Raw genomic sequence first — 16,477 nt, forward strand, 5'->3', positions numbered from 1 at the left:
GGAGCGGGCCGCCGGCGTGAAAAGACGATTATTTTTTCGCCTGACGGGTCATGATGGTGCGATAGACCTTAAAACGTCCGGTCTGGGCGATCACCTCATGGAAGCCGAACGTCTCATCCAGCACCTGCGGATACGGCAGGAAGGCGTTGGCGACAATGCGCAGCTCGCCGCCGCTGTTGAGATGGCGAACCGCGCCGCGGATCAGCGCCTGGGCGGCTTCGAGGCTGGTCTGCAGGCCGTCATGGAATGGCGGGTTGGAGATGATCATGTCGAAGCGACCATTGACCTCGGAGAAGACGTTGCTGGCAAACACATCGCCAGCCAGGCCGTTGGCGGCAAGCGTCGCGCGGCTGGCTTCAACCGCCGGGGCGCTGACGTCGCACAGGGTGAGGCGCACTTTCGGCGAATGGCTGGCCAGCGCGGCGGCCAGCACACCCGCGCCGCAGCCGACGTCCAGCACTTTCCCTTTGGTATGCGGCTCGAGGGTGGAGAGCAGCAGCTGGCTGCCGACGTCCAGACCGTCGCGGCTGAAGACGCCCGGTAGGGTTTTAATCGTCAGATTATCCAGTGTGTATTCGCCCCAGAAAGCTTCGGCGTCGAAGGCGGGCTGCTTTTCCAGACGGCCATGATAGAGGCCACAGCGGCGAGCGCTATCCACTTTGTTTAATGGCGCGTATTCAGCCAGCATCTGCTCCGCGCTGCGGACGCCGCTGCGGTTTTCACCGACGACGAAAATGTCGCTTCCCACCGGCAGCAGAGAGAGCAGGTTCATCAGCTGGAACTGCGCCTCTGGTTTGTTCTTTGGCCAGTAGTAGATCAGGGTGTCGCACTCGGCGACGTCAGCCGCCTCAGCCACTAAGCTAAAACGGACGGTGTCACCCATCTGGCGGCTGAGGACCTGCCAGTGGTGGAACTGCTGGGTGTGGGCGCGGCTGGCCGCGGTATCCAGACGCGCAGGCAGGTCATCCTGCAGGTCACCGGCAAACAGAACGCGGGCGGACTCGAAATCATCACTGTGGCGCAGCAAGACTTCACTTGCCGGGGTAAAAGCGGACATGAAACACTCCTTCATTAAGACTGGCGCCGATTATAGTAGTTTGTTGGCGCAGATACGACGGATTTGCTATATTGCGCGCTTGTTTAACAGGAGTGTTTCGCTATGACATCCCGACGAGACTGGCAACTACAGCAGCTGGGCATTACCCAGTGGTCGCTGCGCCGACCGGGGGCGTTACAGGGCGAAATCGCTATCTCGCTTCCTGAACATATTCGTTTGGTGATGGTGGCGGAAACCCCGCCGTCGCTGACAGAGCCGCTGATTGGCGACGTATTGCGCGCGCTGGCCGTAACGCCAGATCAGGTCCTGCAGCTGACCCCGGAGCGGGTGGCGATGCTGCCGCAGGACAGCCGCTGTAACAGCTGGCGGTTGGGCACAGAGGCGTCGCTGCCGCTGGCGGGCGCCCAGGTGTCCACCCCCGCTTTTGATGAACTCCAGACCAGCGCGCCGGCTCGCAGGGCGCTCTGGCAACAAATCTGCGCACATGAACACGATTTCTACCCTCAGCACGGCTGATTTAACCCGAGCCTGGCAAATCGAAACCCGCGCCCACGCTTTCCCGTGGAGCGAACAGACCCTGGCCAGTAACCAGGGGGAACGCTATCGCAACTATCAGCTGTCGGTGGATGGCGAAATGGCGGCTTTCGCCATTACGCAAGTGGTGCTGGATGAGGCGACGCTGTTCAATATCGCTGTCGATCCCGCTTACCAGCGCCGTGGCCTGGGGCGAGCGCTGCTGGAACATGTCATTGATGAAGTCGAAAAGCTCGGCGTCGTCACGCTATGGCTGGAGGTGCGCGCCTCCAACGTTGCCGCCCTCGCGCTGTATGAAAGCTTAGGCTTCAATGAAGCGACGATTCGCCGCAACTACTACCCGACGGCCGACGGGCGCGAAGACGCCATTGTTATGGCTCTGCCAATCAGTATGTAAGACAAGGTGATACGATGAAATGGGACTGGATTTTCTTTGATGCCGATGAAACGCTGTTTACGTTTGATTCTTTCAGCGGCTTACAGCGGATGTTTCTCGACTACAGCGTGACCTTTACCGCCGAAGATTTTCAGGACTATCAGGCCGTGAATAAGCCGCTATGGGTGGATTACCAAAACGGCGCCATCACCTCGCTGCAGCTGCAGCACCAGCGTTTTGACAACTGGGCGCAACGTTTGAATGTGCCGCCGGGGGAGCTCAACGACGCGTTTATGAATGCGATGGCGGAAATCTGTGCGCCGCTGCCGGGTGCGGTCTCTCTGCTCAACGCGCTGCAGGGCAAGGTCAAAATGGGCATCATCACCAACGGCTTTACCTCGCTGCAGCAGACTCGTCTGGAGCGGACCGGTTTACGCGATCACTTTGATTTGCTAATTATTTCTGAAGAAGTGGGCGTCGCTAAACCGGACGCGCGCATTTTCGATTACGCGCTGGCGAAGGCGGGTAACCCACCGCGCTCGCGGGTGCTGATGGTCGGCGATACCGCCGAGTCGGATATTCGCGGCGGCGTGAACGCCGGACTGGCGACCTGCTGGCTCAATGCGCATCAGCGCGAGCTGCCGGCGGACCTCGAGCCGGACTGGACGGTGACCTCGTTAAGCGAACTGGAGCAGCTCCTGTGTAAACACTGATTGCCTCCCCCCCGTTGATGGGTAAAATAGCCGCAATTTTTCGTATTCCACATGCGTGGCCCATGGCCGCGTTTACTTAGAAGATTAATTATGACGTTGTCTCCTTATCTGCAAGAGGTGGCCAAACGCCGCACTTTTGCCATTATCTCTCACCCGGATGCCGGTAAGACCACCATCACCGAAAAGGTGCTGCTGTTCGGACAGGCGATTCAGACCGCCGGTACCGTAAAAGGCCGTGGCTCCAGCCAGCACGCGAAATCCGACTGGATGGAGATGGAAAAGCAGCGTGGTATCTCGATCACCACCTCGGTAATGCAGTTCCCGTATCATGACTGTCTGGTGAACCTGCTGGATACCCCGGGGCACGAAGACTTCTCCGAAGATACCTACCGTACCCTGACGGCGGTGGACTGCTGCCTGATGGTGATTGACGCGGCAAAAGGCGTCGAAGATCGGACCCGTAAGCTGATGGAAGTCACCCGTCTGCGCGATACGCCGATCCTCACTTTTATGAACAAACTCGACCGTGATATCCGCGATCCGATGGAGCTGCTGGATGAAGTCGAGAACGAGCTGAAAATTGGCTGCGCGCCGATTACCTGGCCTATCGGCTGCGGTAAGTTGTTCAAGGGCGTCTATCATCTCTACAAAGATGAAACCTACCTGTATCAGACCGGTAAAGGCCATACCATCCAGGAAGTGCGCATCGTGAAGGGGCTCAACAACCCGGATCTTGACGCGGCGGTGGGGGAAGATCTCGCGCAGCAGCTGCGTGACGAGCTGGAGCTGGTGCAGGGCGCGTCGAACGAGTTCGATAAAGATCTGTTCCTGGCCGGGGAAATCACCCCAGTGTTCTTCGGGACCGCATTAGGTAACTTCGGCGTTGACCATATGCTGGATGGCCTGGTGGAGTGGGCGCCGGCGCCGATGCCGCGTAACACCGACACCCGTGAAGTCAACGCCACGGAAGAGAAGTTCACTGGCTTCGTGTTTAAAATTCAGGCCAATATGGACCCGAAACACCGCGACCGCGTGGCTTTCATGCGCGTGGTGTCCGGTAAATATGAGAAAGGCATGAAGCTGCGTCAGGTGCGCATCGGTAAAGACGTGGTGATCTCCGACGCGCTGACCTTTATGGCCGGCGACCGTTCACACGTCGAGGAAGCCTATCCTGGGGATATTATCGGCCTGCATAACCACGGCACCATTCAGATTGGCGATACCTTCACCCAGGGCGAGATGATGAAGTTCACCGGTATTCCGAACTTCGCACCGGAACTGTTCCGTCGTATTCGCCTGAAGGATCCGCTGAAGCAGAAACAGCTGCTGAAAGGGCTGGTTCAGCTCTCTGAAGAGGGCGCGGTGCAGGTCTTCCGTCCGATCGCCAATAACGATCTGATCGTCGGCGCCGTGGGGGTGCTGCAGTTTGACGTCGTCGTGGCGCGCCTGAAAAGCGAATACAACGTGGAAGCGATTTACGAATCGGTCAACGTGGCCACCGCGCGCTGGGTTGAATCCACTGACGTGAAGAAATTCGAAGAGTTCAAGCGCAAAAACGAAGTTCAGCTGGCACTGGATGGCGGCGATAACCTGACCTACATCGCTCCGACGATGGTCAACCTGAACCTGACGCAGGAGCGTTATCCTGACGTGGTGTTCCGCAAAACGCGCGAGCACTAATCCCTGACGAAGCGCGGCGCAGGCCGCGCTTTTTTCTTCTTCTGCCCGCGCTTCCTTCCTTCTGGAAAGTTCTTAAAACGCCGCTAATTCGTCTGTTTTTTATCCATATCCTCCGCAACCCCTTCGCCTGTCTACTATATTTAATTCGTGTTTTTAAAAATGCTGGCGTAATTCACTGCGATAAGACGCCAGCGCTGGTGAAAAAACGAGGACATCACGATGACCAGACTAAAGAATGCCAATATGTTGCTGGCGCTCTTCTTAGGCTTAGCCGCGTTGAACGCCTCGGCAGAGACGGAAAAAACAACGGTAGACAGTGCGAAGTCAGCTGCCAGCAATGCGGGAGAGGCGGTAGACAATTCGATTAATAAAGTCGGCGATTTTATGGACGACAGCACCATTACCGCGCGGGTAAAGGCGGCGCTGATCGACCATAAGGATATTAACTCCGGCGATATTTCGGTGAAAACGGAAAACAAAGTGGTCACCCTCAGCGGCGACGTCACCAGTGCTGAACAGAAAAGTCAGGCGCTGAGCGTGGCAAAAGCGGTCGAAGGCGTCTCTCAGGTTAACGACAAACTGACGGTGCAGCACAAATCGTCGAGCGAGACGGCGACGCTGAAAGGCTATGCCGGGGATACCGCTATTACCAGCGAAGTGAAAGCCAAGCTGCTGGCGGATGACATTGTCCCTTCGCGCAATGTGAAAGTAGAAACTAACGCCGGCGCCGTGCATCTGACCGGTACGGTGGCTTCCGCTGCGCAGGCTGAGCGCGCCGCAGAGATTGCGAAAGCGGTCTCCGGTGTGAAAAGCGTCCGCAACGATCTTAGCGTGAAGTAAATCGAGTTATTAACAAAAGTGTTGTCTGGCCAAGGTTGCCGAACGAATAGCAGCATCCACTGAGCGATGAGCTAGACAGAAAGGGTGCGCAAACCGCTGTTCACCGTCCATTATGGTAAGGAGAAAAGTATGTTTCGATGGGGAATTATTTTTCTGGTCATTGCATTAATTGCTGCGGCCCTGGGCTTCGGTGGTCTGGCGGGTACTGCCGCTGGCGCCGCGAAAATCGTCTTTGTCGTCGGGATTATCTTGTTCCTGGTGAGCCTGTTTACTGGACGCAGACGTCCTTAGGTGGCCCGCGATGCGGGCGATGCTGAAGCCTGAGCATTTTTACTGACACGTCGTCTTACACAAAGCCAGTCCTGCGGACTGGCTTTCGCGGTTTAAGCGGCGGGCAAATTGCGTTACCTTGTCAGGAGAAGACCAATCGAACAGGAAAGCAGGGTGGGGCAACGCATTCCCGTCACGCTGGGCAATATCGCCCCGCTGGCGGTTAAACCCTTCCGACCAGGCAAGCTGGCGCTGGTGTGTGAAGGCGGGGGACAGCGAGGGATTTTCACCGCCGGGGTTCTGGACGAATTCATGCGCGCCGGATTTAACCCCTTTGACCTGATGCTGGGGACTTCCGCGGGGGCGCAAAACCTCTCCGCCTACATGTGTAATCAGCAAGGCTATGCCCGCAAAGTCATCACCCGCTACACCACCTCACGCCAGTTTTTCGATCCGATGCGCTTTGTGCGCGGCGGCAACCTTATCGATCTCGACTGGCTGGTCGAGGCCACCTCGCAGCAGATGCCGCTGGCCATGAACTATGCTGAAACGCAGTTCGCGCAGGGAAAAGAGCTGTGGATGTGCGCCTGTCGCGGCGACGATTACTCCGCCAGCTATTTTTCACCAACGCCGCAAACCTGGCTGGATCTGATCCGCGCCTCCAGCGCCATCCCTGGATTTTATCGCAGCGGCGTATTGCTTGACGGCGTCAGCTACCTTGACGGCGGCGTCAGCGATGCGATCCCGGTTCAGGAGGCGGCCCGCCGCGGCGCTCAGACCATCGTGGTGATCCGCACCGTCCCCTCGCAGATGTTTTATACCCCGGAGTGGTTTAAGCGGATGGAGCGCTGGCTGGGGGAGAGCAGCCTGCAGCCGCTGGTCAATCTGGTGCATCACCACGAAACCACCTATCGCGCCATCCAGCAGTTCATCGAGAAACCGCCCGGTAAGCTGCGGATCTTCGAAATCTATCCCCAGCGGCCGCTGCGCAGCATGGCGCTTGGCAGCCGACTGCCGGCGCTGCTGGAGGACTACAAAACCGGACGCCAGTGCGGCCGTTATTTCCTGGCCACCGTGGGTAAACTGCTGGCTGACCGGCCGCCGCTGTTGCGCCACGCGCCGCGTGTTGCCCGGCCCTCGCCGGTGGTGGTGCCGCCGGTGCCGGTGGCCAATGAAGCGCCGCAGGCGACCATCATCGCTGCGCCGCAGGCCAATGACGCAAGCTTTAATCATGAGGATCTGGCGTGACGCACCGTTTTATCGATACCCACTGCCACTTCGATTTTCCCCCCTTCGCGGAAGATGAGGTCGCCAGCCTGGCGCGTGCGGCGCAGGCCGGCGTCGGACGAATTATCGTTCCGGCCATCTCCGCTGAGCGTTTTAGCCGCGTGCTGGCGCTGGCGGCGCAGCACGAGGCGCTGTATGCCGCGCTGGGCCTGCATCCGATTGTCATTGAGCAGCATACCGATGAGGGGCTGGCGCAACTGGAGGCGTCGCTGGCGCAGCGCCCGCCAAAACTGGTGGCGGTGGGGGAGATTGGTCTCGATCTCTATCGCGACGAGCCGCAGTTCGATCGTCAGCAGGCGCTGCTGGAAGCGCAGCTGCGTCTGGCGAAGCGTTACGATCTGCCGGTGATTCTCCACTCCCGACGCACCCACGATAAGCTGGCGATGCTGCTGAAAAAACATGCCCTGCCGCGTACTGGGGTGGTACATGGCTTCGCCGGCAGTCTGCAGCAGGCCGAGCGCTTTGTGCAGCTTGGCTATAAGATCGGCGTTGGCGGCACCATTACCTATCCCCGCGCCAGCAAAACCCGCGAGGTGATGGCGCGTCTGCCGCTTTCAGCCCTGCTGCTGGAGACCGATGCCCCGGATATGCCGCTCAATGGCTTTCAGGGACTGCCCAATCGCCCGGAGCAAGCTGCGCGGGTATTTGAGGCCCTGTGCGAACTGCGCCCTGAGCCTCCGGCAGCTATAGCCGAAGGGATAATGCGCAACACACTCGCCTTGTTTTCCTTACCCTCAGCCACTGTATGGTGATCGAATTCTCATAATTGTCCATCCATATCATTGATTTGCTTAAAATGTGTGAAGCCAGGCGGGCAGGATAGTTTCGGGCCGATATAATCACGCCGTTAGTGCTGGACTATCAAAACACAGGGAATCTGTATGCAAATCCTCATGGGACTTATCGGCATGGTGGCGCTGTTGGCCATTGCTGTGCTGCTCTCCAATAATCGAAAAGCCATTAACCTGCGTACCGTGCTCGGCGCCTGGATAATCCAGGTGGGTATCGGCGCGTTAATATTGTATGTACCGGCCGGGCGCTCGGCGCTGTTAGCGATGTCGAACGGCGTCGCCAGCGTTATTGCCTACGGCAATGAAGGGATTAGTTTCATCTTCGGCGGGCTGGTTTCCGATAAAATGTTCGAGGTATTTGGCGGCGGCGGCTTCGTCTTTGCCCTGCGCGTGCTGCCGGTGATCGTTTTCTTCTCGTCGCTGATTGCCGTGCTTTACTACCTGGGCATTATGCAGCTGGTCATTCGCATTCTCGGCGGCGCGCTGCGGGCGGTTCTGAAGACCTCGCGTACCGAGTCGCTGTCGGCCACGGCGAACATCTTCGTTGGTCAGACCGAAGCGCCGCTGGTGGTGCGTCCTTATATCGCCACCATGACCCGCTCGGAGCTGTTTGCGGTCATGTGCGGCGGCCTGGCCTCGGTGGCGGGTTCCGTGCTGGCGGGCTATGCGCAGATGGGCGTTCCGCTGGAGTACCTGATTGCCGCGTCGTTTATGGCGGCGCCGGGTGGACTGCTGTTTGCCAAAATTATCGTACCGGAAACGGAGAAACCGGACGATAACCCAGCTCATGACCGCCAGAGCGCGGATGCGGATAAACCGGCCAACGTGCTGGACGCCGCCGCCTCCGGCGCCGCGTCTGGTATGCAGCTGGCGCTCAACGTCGGCGCAATGCTGCTGGCGTTTATTGCGCTGATCGCTCTGCTGAACGGCATTCTGTCCGGCGTCGGCGGCTGGTTTAACCATCCGGAGCTGTCGCTGCAGATGATCCTCGGCTGGGTCTTCTCACCGCTGGCGTGGGTGATCGGCGTGCCGTGGCACGAAGCGACGGTAGCGGGGTCGTTTATCGGCCAGAAGCTGATCATTAACGAGTTCGTGGCCTATATGAACTTTGGCGAGTATCTGAAGGCGGACGCTGAGGTGGCGGCGGCCGGGCTGCAGGTCATTTCAGATCACACCAAAGCCATTATCTCTTTCGCGCTATGCGGATTCGCCAATCTGTCATCGATCGCCATCCTGATTGGCGGCCTCGGGGGGATGGCACCCAACCGGCGTCAGGATATCGCCCAGCTTGGGCTGCGTGCGGTGGCGGCGGGGACGCTGTCTAACCTGATGAGCGCCACCATCGCCGGGGTTTTCCTCGCCCTCTAAACCTGTTACCTGAACCAGCGGCCGTCGCGTCGCTGGTTTTATTGAGTTTGTGAAAATTCCATCATTTCTGGTTTTCAGAAAAACCATTTACATTTCAAATGATAATCATTTTATCACCGGCAGTGCGGACAAAATGTGCGCCACGTTGTCGAGTGGCGCTGTTATTATGTGTTAGAATTGTCACATCCCCATTGGTTGCAGAGTTTTGATTATGCTTAAGAGGGGCGTGATGATAATTGTCGCGGTATGCACCGATTTTTCGTGATTAAAATCACATTACAGTAATGCAAATTAGTAAGTAGTTTTCATTAACTGTGATGAATGTCGAAGTGTAACAGCGAGTGAATGTTACAATAGTAACAGACTCGCAAGGTGAACAAACTATTGAACCGGCACTGCGCCGGCGGAGTATGAAATGACTGATTTAAAAGCAAGCAGCCTGCGCGCGTTAAAACTGATGGACCTGACCACCCTGAACGACGACGACACCAATGAGAAGGTGATTGCCCTGTGTCATCAGGCGAAAACCCCGGTGGGTAACACCGCGGCGGTCTGTATCTATCCGCGCTTCATCCCGATTGCCCGTAAGACGCTGAACGAGCAGGGAACGCCGGATATCCGCATCGCCACGGTCACCAACTTCCCGCACGGTAATGACGATATCGACATTGCTCTGGCGGAAACCCGCGCGGCGATCGCTTACGGTGCTGATGAAGTGGACGTGGTTTTCCCGTACCGCGCGCTGATTGCCGGTAACGAACAGGTCGGCTTCGAGCTGGTGAAAGCCTGTAAAGAGGCCTGCGCGGCGGCCAACGTGCTGCTGAAAGTGATCATCGAAACCGGTGAGCTGAAAGAAGAAGCGCTGATCCGTAAAGCGTCTGAAATCTCTATCAAAGCCGGGGCCGATTTCATCAAAACCTCGACCGGTAAAGTGCCGGTGAATGCCACGCCAGAAAGCGCGCGCATCATGATGGAAGTCATTCGTGATATGGGCGTTGAGAAAACCGTTGGCTTCAAACCGGCGGGCGGCGTGCGCAGCGCGGAAGATGCGCAGCAGTTCCTGGCGATCGCCGATGAGCTGTTTGGCGCCGACTGGGCCGATGCTCGTCACTACCGCTTTGGCGCCTCCAGCCTGCTGGCCAGCCTGTTGAAAGCCCTGGGTCACGGCGACGGCAAGAGCACCAGCAGCTACTGATTGTCAGACATTGCCGGATGAGGCTTCACTTATCCGGCCTACAGGATCGTAGGGCGGGTAAGCGTAGCGCCACCCGCCACCATTCACCCGATTCCTCATGGGGGTTACCGTGTTTCTCGCACAAGAAATTATTCGTAAAAAACGTGATGGTCAGGCATTAAGCGATGAAGAGATCCGCTTTTTCATCAACGGCATCCGCGACAATACTATCTCAGAAGGGCAGATCGCCGCGCTGGCGATGACCATCTTCTTCCATGATATGTCTATGCCGGAGCGCGTTTCGCTGACCATGGCGATGCGGGATTCCGGTACCGTTCTGGACTGGAAAAGCCTCAACCTTAACGGCCCCATCGTCGATAAACACTCCACCGGCGGCGTCGGGGATGTCACTTCGCTGATGCTGGGGCCGATGGTGGCCGCCTGCGGCGGCTATGTGCCGATGATTTCCGGCCGCGGCCTCGGCCATACCGGCGGTACCCTGGATAAACTGGAAGCGATCCCGGGCTTCGATATCTTCCCGGACGACAACCGCTTCCGCGAGATTATTAAAGACGTCGGCGTGGCGATTATCGGGCAGACCAGCTCCCTCGCTCCGGCGGACAAACGTTTCTATGCCACCCGCGATATTACCGCGACGGTGGACTCCATCCCGCTGATCACCGCCTCGATCCTAGCCAAAAAGCTGGCGGAAGGGCTGGATGCGCTGGTGATGGACGTTAAAGTCGGCAGCGGCGCGTTTATGCCGACTTATGAGCTTTCCGCCGCGCTGGCGGAAGCGATCGTCGGGGTCGCCAACGGCGCCGGCGTGCGCACCACCGCGCTGCTGACCGATATGAACCAGGTGCTGGCCTCCAGCGCCGGGAACGCCGTTGAAGTTCGCGAAGCGGTTCAGTTCCTGACCGGCGAATACCGCAACCCACGCCTGTTCGACGTGACGATGGCGCTGTGTGTGGAGATGCTGATTTCCGGCAATCTGGCGAAAGATGACGCCGAAGCCCGGGCGAAACTGCAGGCGGTGCTGGATAACGGTAAAGCAGCGGAAGTCTTTGGTCGCATGGTCGCGGCGCAGAAAGGACCGAGCGACTTTGTCGAGAATTATGATCATTATCTGCCGACGGCGATGCTGAGCAAAGCAGTCTATGCTGATACCGAAGGTTTTATCAGCGCGATGGACACTCGCGCGCTGGGCATGGCAGTGGTTTCTATGGGCGGCGGCCGCCGTCAGGCATCAGACACCATTGACTATAGCGTTGGCTTTACCGAGATGGCGCGTCTGGGTGACCGCGTGGACGGACAGCGTCCGCTGGCGGTGATCCATGCCAAAGACGAGAACAGCTGGCAGGAGGCCGCGAAAGCGGTCAAAGCGGCCATTAAACTGGACGATAAAGCTCCGGAAATTACACCGACAGTCTATCGCCGTATCACTGAATAGCGATATACTGATCTGATCGCTTTTTTGCAGCGCAAGATGTATGGAGAACAAGATGAAACGTGCATTTATCATGGTGCTGGACTCCTTTGGGATTGGCGCAACGGAAGACGCAGACCGCTTTGGCGACGTCGGCGCCGATACGCTGGGCCACATTGCGGAAGCCTGCGCCAAAGGCGAAGCTGACCACGGCCGCAAAGGCCCGCTGAATTTACCGAACCTGACCCGTCTGGGGCTGGTGAAAGCGCATGAAGGCTCCACCGGTAAAATTGCCGCCGGAATGGATGGCAATGCCGAAGTGATTGGCGCCTATGCCTGGGCGCATGAACTCTCTTCTGGTAAAGATACGCCGTCCGGCCACTGGGAAATCGCTGGCGTGCCGGTACTGTTTGACTGGGGCTACTTCAGCGATCACGAAAACAGCTTCCCGCAGGAGCTGCTGGATAAGCTGGTGAAACGCGCCAACCTGCCGGGCTACCTCGGCAATTGCCACTCTTCGGGGACGGTGATCCTCGATCAGCTCGGCGAAGAGCATATGAAAACCGGGAAACCGATTTTCTATACCTCCGCTGACTCCGTATTCCAGATCGCCTGTCATGAAGAGACCTTTGGCCTCGACAAACTGTATGAGCTGTGCGAAATCGCTCGTGAAGAGCTGACCGAAGGCGGCTACAACATTGGCCGCGTCATCGCCCGTCCGTTTATCGGCGATAAAGCCGGCAACTTCCAGCGTACTGGCAACCGTCACGATCTGGCGGTCGAACCGCCGGCGCCGACCGTGCTGCAGAAGCTGGTTGACGAGAAGAACGGCCACGTGGTGTCTGTCGGTAAGATAGCGGATATCTACGCCAACTGCGGCATCACCAAAAAAGTGAAAGCCACCGGGCTGGACGCGCTGTTCGACGCAACCATTAAAGAGATGAAGGAAGCTGGCGACGAGACTATCGTCTTCACCAACTTCGTCGACTTTGACTCCTCCTGGGGCCACCGTCGCGATGTCGCCGGCTACGCGGCGGGTCTGGAACTGTTCGACCGTCGTCTGCCGGAGCTGATGGAGCTGGTAGGGGAAGACGACATTCTGATCCTCACCGCCGACCACGGCTGCGACCCGACCTGGACCGGTACCGACCACACCCGCGAGCATATTCCGGTGCTGGTGTACGGCCCGAAAGTGAAACCAGGTTCGCTCGGTCACCGTGAAACCTTCGCGGATATCGGCCAGACTATCGCGAAATACTTTGGTACGTCTGACATGGAATATGGCAAAGCCATGTTCTGAGGTCATTGCCCGGTGGCGCACAGCGATCCGGGCCTACTATTTTGTAGGCCGGGTAAGGCGTAGCCGCCACCCGGCAAAAACAACAATATAAAAGGAACTGAAGATGGCAACTCCTCACATTAACGCAGAAATGGGCGATTTCGCTGACGTAGTTTTGATGCCGGGCGACCCGCTGCGCGCCAAGCACATTGCCGAAACCTTCCTCGAAGACGTGCGTGAAGTGAATAACGTGCGCGGCATGCTGGGCTTCACCGGCACCTATAAAGGCCGCAAAATCTCCGTAATGGGCCACGGGATGGGTATCCCGTCCTGCTCTATCTACACCAAAGAGCTGATCACCGATTTCGGCGTTAAGAAAATCATCCGCGTTGGCTCCTGCGGCGCAGTGCGCGAAGACGTCAAACTGCGCGACGTGGTGATCGGCATGGGCGCTTGCACCGACTCCAAAGTGAACCGTCTGCGTTTTAAAGACCATGACTTCGCGGCGATTGCCGATTTCGGCATGGTGCGTAACGCGGTAGACGCGGCGAAAGCGTTGGGCGTTGACGCGCGCGTCGGCAACATCTTCTCCGCAGACCTGTTCTATACCCCGGACCCGTCCATGTTCGACGTGATGGAAAAATACGGCATCCTGGGCGTGGAAATGGAAGCGGCGGGTATCTACGGCGTGGCGGCGGAGTTCGGGGCGAAAGCGCTGACCATCTGCACCGTGTCTGACCATATTCGTACCCACGAGCAGACCACTGCCGCGGAGCGTCAGACCACGTTCAACGACATGATTAAAATCGCGCTGGAATCGGTACTGCTGGGCGACCAGGAGTAAGCGTGGTATAGCCCGGTAGCGCTTTGTTTACCGGGCTTGAGTCAAATCTGTAGGCCGGATAAGGCGTAGCCGCCATCCGGCTTTTTTTATCAGCGCACTGCGCCGGCAATCCATGCCGACAGCTCTTTCAGTTCCGCTTCTTGCTCCGGGAAATCGCCGACCAGCGCCTCACACTGCTGCTGCAAAACCTCAGCCCGATACTGACAGCCGACTAAGCGTGCCGCCAGCGCCTCCAGCGGCGCCGGATTCAGGCTATCGGTAAAGGCCTGCGCGCGGGTGATATGTCCTTTCTCAACGTCAAAATGCAGCTCGACGCCGCCCCAGGGGAAGCGCTCGTCCAGCAGGTGGGAAAAGGCGGGCGCCTGGCCGAAGTTCCACTCCCAGCTGCTCTGGCGAGCGAAAGTGTCGGCAAAGTTCGGCAGGTCCGGCGTGTTGTCCGGGGAGATCACCTCGGCGTCTACCCGTTCGCCGTAATGGCTGAAGAACGCCTCCTGGATCGCCTCGCAAACTTGCTGATGGGTAATGCCCGGCAGTAGCTCAACCAGATTCGCCACTCGCCCGTGCACCGAGGTAATGCCTTTAGCCTGCAGCTTTTTCTGGTCCGGGTTGAGGTAGTTGGCAAGACGGCTTAAATCGGCGTTGAGCAGCAGGGTGCCGTGGTGAAAACCGCGGTCCATGGTTTCACGATAGGCGGAGCCGGAGACTTTGCGGTCGCCGCTGTCGGTTTTGACCACCAGATCGTTGCGCCCGGAGGCTTCGGCGGTTACGCCGAGTGAATTGAGCGCCGCCAGCACAATAGCGGTGGAGACGGTTTTGTCGTACTCCGGTTTGCCAGCCATAAAGGTAAAGCAGGTATTGCCGAGGTCGTGGAACACCGCGCCGCCGCCGCTGCTGCGACGGGCCAGCCGCACATGATCTTCTTCCATTCGGCGGGTATTACACTCCTTCCACGGGTTCTGCGCGCGGCCGATGACCACGGTATCGGCATTGCGCCACAGGAACAGCACCCGCTGGGTGGCGGGCATCTGGCGGAAAATGCACTCCTCGACCGCCAGGTTGAACCACGGGTCGTAAGAGTCAGAAAGCAGGAGGCGCAGTGTGGACATTATAGATTTCCTTTCTTTTCATCGTCTTCATCCTCAACCGGCTTGTTGGCGGTGAGCAGGAAGGGCGATTGCTGCCAGCGGGTGCGTTTGCCCTGCAGCAGCGTGCGGGTCAGTACCACGCCGATGGCCAGGGACAGCAACAGCATCAGGCGTAAGATATTGGTGGTATTATCCACCTGCTTCGCCTCGGTCGCCAGAGTATGGGTATCGAGGGTCAGGCGCAGATAGCCCAGCGGGCCATTTTTTCCCGGCACCGGTTCGACAATCTGCTGGTTGAAGTAGCCGCCGGCTTTCTTACCATCCAGCGCCAGCCGGTCGCGAACCTCGACGCTTTCGCCAGAGCGCGCCACCAGGTCGCCCTGTTCGTCATATACCCCGGCGTCAAGTACGCGGCTGTTGTGGGTGAGCTGCGTCAACAGCTGATGGATGCGCTTCTCGTCCGGCGTCTCGCTGCGCATCAGCGGCGCGAGATTCAGCACCACCTGCTGCGCCAGCGTGCGGGCCAGCTCTTCCAGCTGCGGATTGCGTTGTTTCTGACTGTTCTGACTGAACCACGAGGCGCCCTGCATCAGCGCGACGAGCAGGGCGAGACAGATAAGGACAATGACCGCACGATGCAGCCGGAATTTCAGTTTTGCGCGAACCATATTCCACCTTTGAAAATTTGCAGCTTAATGTTGCCAGAAGCGCTGGTTACAAGGTAGCCTCATGCGTTATTTTCCTCGCCTGAATGAAGAGATGTGGAGCCGTAATGCCTAACAGTTTGACCTGGTGCGACCTGCCTGAAGACGTTTCCCTGTGGCCTGGGTTGCCGCTTTCCCTGAGCGGTGACGAGGTCATGCCGCTGGATTATCACGCCGGGCGCAGCGGTTGGCTGCTGTACGGACGTGGGCTGGATAAACGCCGTCTGACGGCGTGGCAGCGCGAGCTGGGCGCCGCGTTAGTGATCGTCGCCTCCTGGGTGGTCGAGGATTACCAGGTGATCCGCCTGGCGGGCTCGCTTACCCCGCGTGCGACGCGACTGGCGCATGAGGCGGGGCTGGACGTCGCGCCATTGGGTAAAATCCCCCATCTGCGCACCCCAGGGCTGCTGGTGATGGATATGGACTCCACGGCGATCCAAATTGAATGCATCGATGAGATCGCGAAACTGGCCGGCACCGGCGAGCTGGTGTCGGAAGTGACCGAGCGGGCGATGCGTGGCGAGCTGGACTTCACCGCCAGCCTGCGCCAGCGCGTGGCGACGCTAAAAGACGCCGATGCCAACATTCTGCTGCAGGTTCGCGACGCGCTACCGCTGATGCCTGGCCTGGCGCAGCTGGTGCTCAAGCTGGAAACGCTGGGCTGGAAGGTGGCGATCGCCTCCGGCGGCTTTACCTTCTTTGCGGAGTATCTGCGCGACAAACTGCATCTCGACGCGGTGTTCGCCAACGAACTGGAGATCCGCGACGGTAAGCTTACCGGCAACGTACTCGGCGATATCGTCGATGCCAAATACAAAGCCAATACGCTGCGCAAGCTGGCGGAAAAGTATGAGATCCCAACGGCGCAGACCGTGGCCATCGGCGATGGCGCCAACGACCTGCCGATGATTAAAGCTGCCGGGCTTGGCATCGCGTATCATGCGAAGCCTAAAGTGAATGAACAGGCGGAAGTGACTATCCGCCACGCTGACCTGATGGGGGTATTCTGTATTCTCTCGGGCAGCATGAACCAAAAGTAAGAGGTA

General features: G+C 58.3%; 17 protein-coding genes. 14 read left to right on the plus strand and 3 right to left on the minus strand.

Features of this window, described 5'->3' with window-relative positions; translation table 11 throughout:
* Positions 1-28: 28 nt before the first annotated feature.
* Complete coding sequence (gene rsmC / locus ACLEXF_RS18825) at positions 29-1,057, minus strand: 16S rRNA (guanine(1207)-N(2))-methyltransferase RsmC (protein ID WP_032455519.1); 1,029 nt, start codon at positions 1,055-1,057, stop codon at positions 29-31.
* 102 nt (positions 1,058-1,159) lie between these two features.
* Between rsmC and ACLEXF_RS18830 the strand changes: the two genes are divergently transcribed.
* The 13 genes from ACLEXF_RS18830 (at position 1,160) to deoD (ending at position 13,642) form a co-directional block, all read left to right on the plus strand.
* The gene (locus ACLEXF_RS18830; RefSeq protein WP_004886506.1) at positions 1,160-1,573 is read left to right on the plus strand and encodes a DNA polymerase III subunit psi; all 414 of its coding nucleotides are present in this window, start codon (positions 1,160-1,162) and stop codon (positions 1,571-1,573) included.
* Positions 1,542-1,988 (plus strand): ribosomal protein S18-alanine N-acetyltransferase, encoded by a 447-nt coding sequence (rimI, locus tag ACLEXF_RS18835; RefSeq protein WP_004886508.1) that lies wholly within the window; start codon positions 1,542-1,544, stop codon positions 1,986-1,988. Before ACLEXF_RS18830 ends, rimI begins: the two co-directional genes overlap by 32 nt.
* A 14-nt stretch (positions 1,989-2,002) precedes the next feature.
* Positions 2,003-2,680 (plus strand): pyrimidine 5'-nucleotidase, encoded by a 678-nt coding sequence (yjjG, locus tag ACLEXF_RS18840; protein ID WP_004886511.1) that lies wholly within the window; start codon positions 2,003-2,005, stop codon positions 2,678-2,680.
* A 90-nt stretch (positions 2,681-2,770) separates the two neighbouring features.
* Positions 2,771-4,360: a peptide chain release factor 3 gene (gene prfC / locus ACLEXF_RS18845; protein WP_004886513.1), complete on the plus strand. Its 1,590-nt coding sequence runs from the start codon at positions 2,771-2,773 to the stop codon at positions 4,358-4,360.
* Between the two features lie 219 nt (positions 4,361-4,579).
* Positions 4,580-5,200, plus strand: coding sequence for a molecular chaperone OsmY (gene osmY, locus ACLEXF_RS18850; RefSeq protein WP_017901234.1), 621 nt, complete (start codon positions 4,580-4,582; stop codon positions 5,198-5,200).
* A 129-nt stretch (positions 5,201-5,329) separates the two neighbouring features.
* A complete protein-coding gene (locus ACLEXF_RS18855) occupies positions 5,330-5,491 on the plus strand; it encodes a DUF1328 domain-containing protein (protein ID WP_002887716.1) in 162 nt (53 codons plus the stop codon).
* Positions 5,492-5,644: 153 nt separating this feature from the next.
* Positions 5,645-6,718, plus strand: coding sequence for a patatin-like phospholipase family protein (locus ACLEXF_RS18860; RefSeq protein ID WP_004886521.1), 1,074 nt, complete (start codon positions 5,645-5,647; stop codon positions 6,716-6,718).
* Entirely contained in the window at positions 6,715-7,509 is a 795-nt protein-coding gene (locus ACLEXF_RS18865; protein ID WP_017901233.1) for a metal-dependent hydrolase, read from the plus strand. The genes ACLEXF_RS18860 and ACLEXF_RS18865 overlap by 4 nt, the downstream gene beginning before the upstream one ends.
* Before the next feature lie 129 nt (positions 7,510-7,638).
* Positions 7,639-8,916 carry a NupC/NupG family nucleoside CNT transporter gene (locus ACLEXF_RS18870; protein ID WP_017901232.1) on the plus strand — a complete coding sequence of 426 codons (1,278 nt, stop codon included), beginning with the start codon at positions 7,639-7,641 and terminating at the stop codon, positions 8,914-8,916.
* A 415-nt stretch (positions 8,917-9,331) separates the two neighbouring features.
* On the plus strand, positions 9,332-10,111 hold the full coding sequence (deoC, locus tag ACLEXF_RS18875) for a deoxyribose-phosphate aldolase (protein ID WP_017901231.1): 780 nt from the start codon (positions 9,332-9,334) through the stop codon (positions 10,109-10,111).
* 109 nt (positions 10,112-10,220) lie between these two features.
* On the plus strand, positions 10,221-11,543 hold the full coding sequence (gene deoA, locus ACLEXF_RS18880; RefSeq protein WP_004886532.1) for a thymidine phosphorylase: 1,323 nt from the start codon (positions 10,221-10,223) through the stop codon (positions 11,541-11,543).
* A 52-nt stretch (positions 11,544-11,595) separates the two neighbouring features.
* The gene (gene deoB, locus ACLEXF_RS18885) at positions 11,596-12,819 is read left to right on the plus strand and encodes a phosphopentomutase (protein ID WP_004886536.1); all 1,224 of its coding nucleotides are present in this window, start codon (positions 11,596-11,598) and stop codon (positions 12,817-12,819) included.
* Positions 12,820-12,922: 103 nt separating this feature from the next.
* Positions 12,923-13,642: a purine-nucleoside phosphorylase gene (deoD, locus tag ACLEXF_RS18890; RefSeq protein ID WP_004886539.1), complete on the plus strand. Its 720-nt coding sequence runs from the start codon at positions 12,923-12,925 to the stop codon at positions 13,640-13,642.
* A gap of 89 nt (positions 13,643-13,731) precedes the next feature.
* Here the strand turns inward: deoD and lplA are convergent, their stop codons facing one another.
* Both lplA and ACLEXF_RS18900 read right to left on the minus strand, forming a co-directional pair.
* Positions 13,732-14,748 (minus strand): lipoate--protein ligase LplA, encoded by a 1,017-nt coding sequence (lplA, locus tag ACLEXF_RS18895; RefSeq protein ID WP_423265805.1) that lies wholly within the window; start codon positions 14,746-14,748, stop codon positions 13,732-13,734.
* Positions 14,748-15,395, minus strand: a complete 648-nt coding sequence (locus ACLEXF_RS18900; RefSeq protein ID WP_017901229.1) for a YtjB family periplasmic protein — start codon at positions 15,393-15,395, stop codon at positions 14,748-14,750. Before ACLEXF_RS18900 ends, lplA begins: the two co-directional genes overlap by 1 nt.
* Before the next feature lie 104 nt (positions 15,396-15,499).
* Here ACLEXF_RS18900 and serB point away from each other — a divergent pair, with 104 nt between their 5' ends.
* Positions 15,500-16,471, plus strand: coding sequence for a phosphoserine phosphatase (gene serB / locus ACLEXF_RS18905; protein WP_004886545.1), 972 nt, complete (start codon positions 15,500-15,502; stop codon positions 16,469-16,471).
* Positions 16,472-16,477: the final 6 nt, after the last annotated feature.

This window comes from Klebsiella pneumoniae complex sp. WS1778 (assembly GCF_049472055.1).
Lineage (GTDB): Bacteria > Pseudomonadota > Gammaproteobacteria > Enterobacterales > Enterobacteriaceae > Klebsiella > Klebsiella quasipneumoniae.

What these genes read in the sequence shown, in the direction of transcription:
- ACLEXF_RS18830 (WP_004886506.1), top strand. Translation starts at nt 1,160, where the DNA reads ATGACATCCCGACGAGACTGGCAACTACAGCAGCTGGGCATTACCCAG.
- deoC (WP_017901231.1), top strand. Translation starts at nt 9,332, where the DNA reads ATGACTGATTTAAAAGCAAGCAGCCTGCGCGCGTTAAAACTGATGGAC.
- rimI (WP_004886508.1), top strand. Translation starts at nt 1,542, where the DNA reads ATGAACACGATTTCTACCCTCAGCACGGCTGATTTAACCCGAGCCTGG.
- yjjG (WP_004886511.1), top strand. Translation starts at nt 2,003, where the DNA reads ATGAAATGGGACTGGATTTTCTTTGATGCCGATGAAACGCTGTTTACG.
- ACLEXF_RS18855 (WP_002887716.1), top strand. Translation starts at nt 5,330, where the DNA reads ATGTTTCGATGGGGAATTATTTTTCTGGTCATTGCATTAATTGCTGCG.
- deoD (WP_004886539.1), top strand. Translation starts at nt 12,923, where the DNA reads ATGGCAACTCCTCACATTAACGCAGAAATGGGCGATTTCGCTGACGTA.
- lplA (WP_423265805.1), bottom strand. Translation starts at nt 14,748, where the DNA reads ATGTCCACACTGCGCCTCCTGCTTTCTGACTCTTACGACCCGTGGTTC.
- rsmC (WP_032455519.1), bottom strand. Translation starts at nt 1,057, where the DNA reads ATGTCCGCTTTTACCCCGGCAAGTGAAGTCTTGCTGCGCCACAGTGAT.
- deoB (WP_004886536.1), top strand. Translation starts at nt 11,596, where the DNA reads ATGAAACGTGCATTTATCATGGTGCTGGACTCCTTTGGGATTGGCGCA.
- ACLEXF_RS18900 (WP_017901229.1), bottom strand. Translation starts at nt 15,395, where the DNA reads ATGGTTCGCGCAAAACTGAAATTCCGGCTGCATCGTGCGGTCATTGTC.
- ACLEXF_RS18870 (WP_017901232.1), top strand. Translation starts at nt 7,639, where the DNA reads ATGCAAATCCTCATGGGACTTATCGGCATGGTGGCGCTGTTGGCCATT.
- osmY (WP_017901234.1), top strand. Translation starts at nt 4,580, where the DNA reads ATGACCAGACTAAAGAATGCCAATATGTTGCTGGCGCTCTTCTTAGGC.
- serB (WP_004886545.1), top strand. Translation starts at nt 15,500, where the DNA reads ATGCCTAACAGTTTGACCTGGTGCGACCTGCCTGAAGACGTTTCCCTG.
- prfC (WP_004886513.1), top strand. Translation starts at nt 2,771, where the DNA reads ATGACGTTGTCTCCTTATCTGCAAGAGGTGGCCAAACGCCGCACTTTT.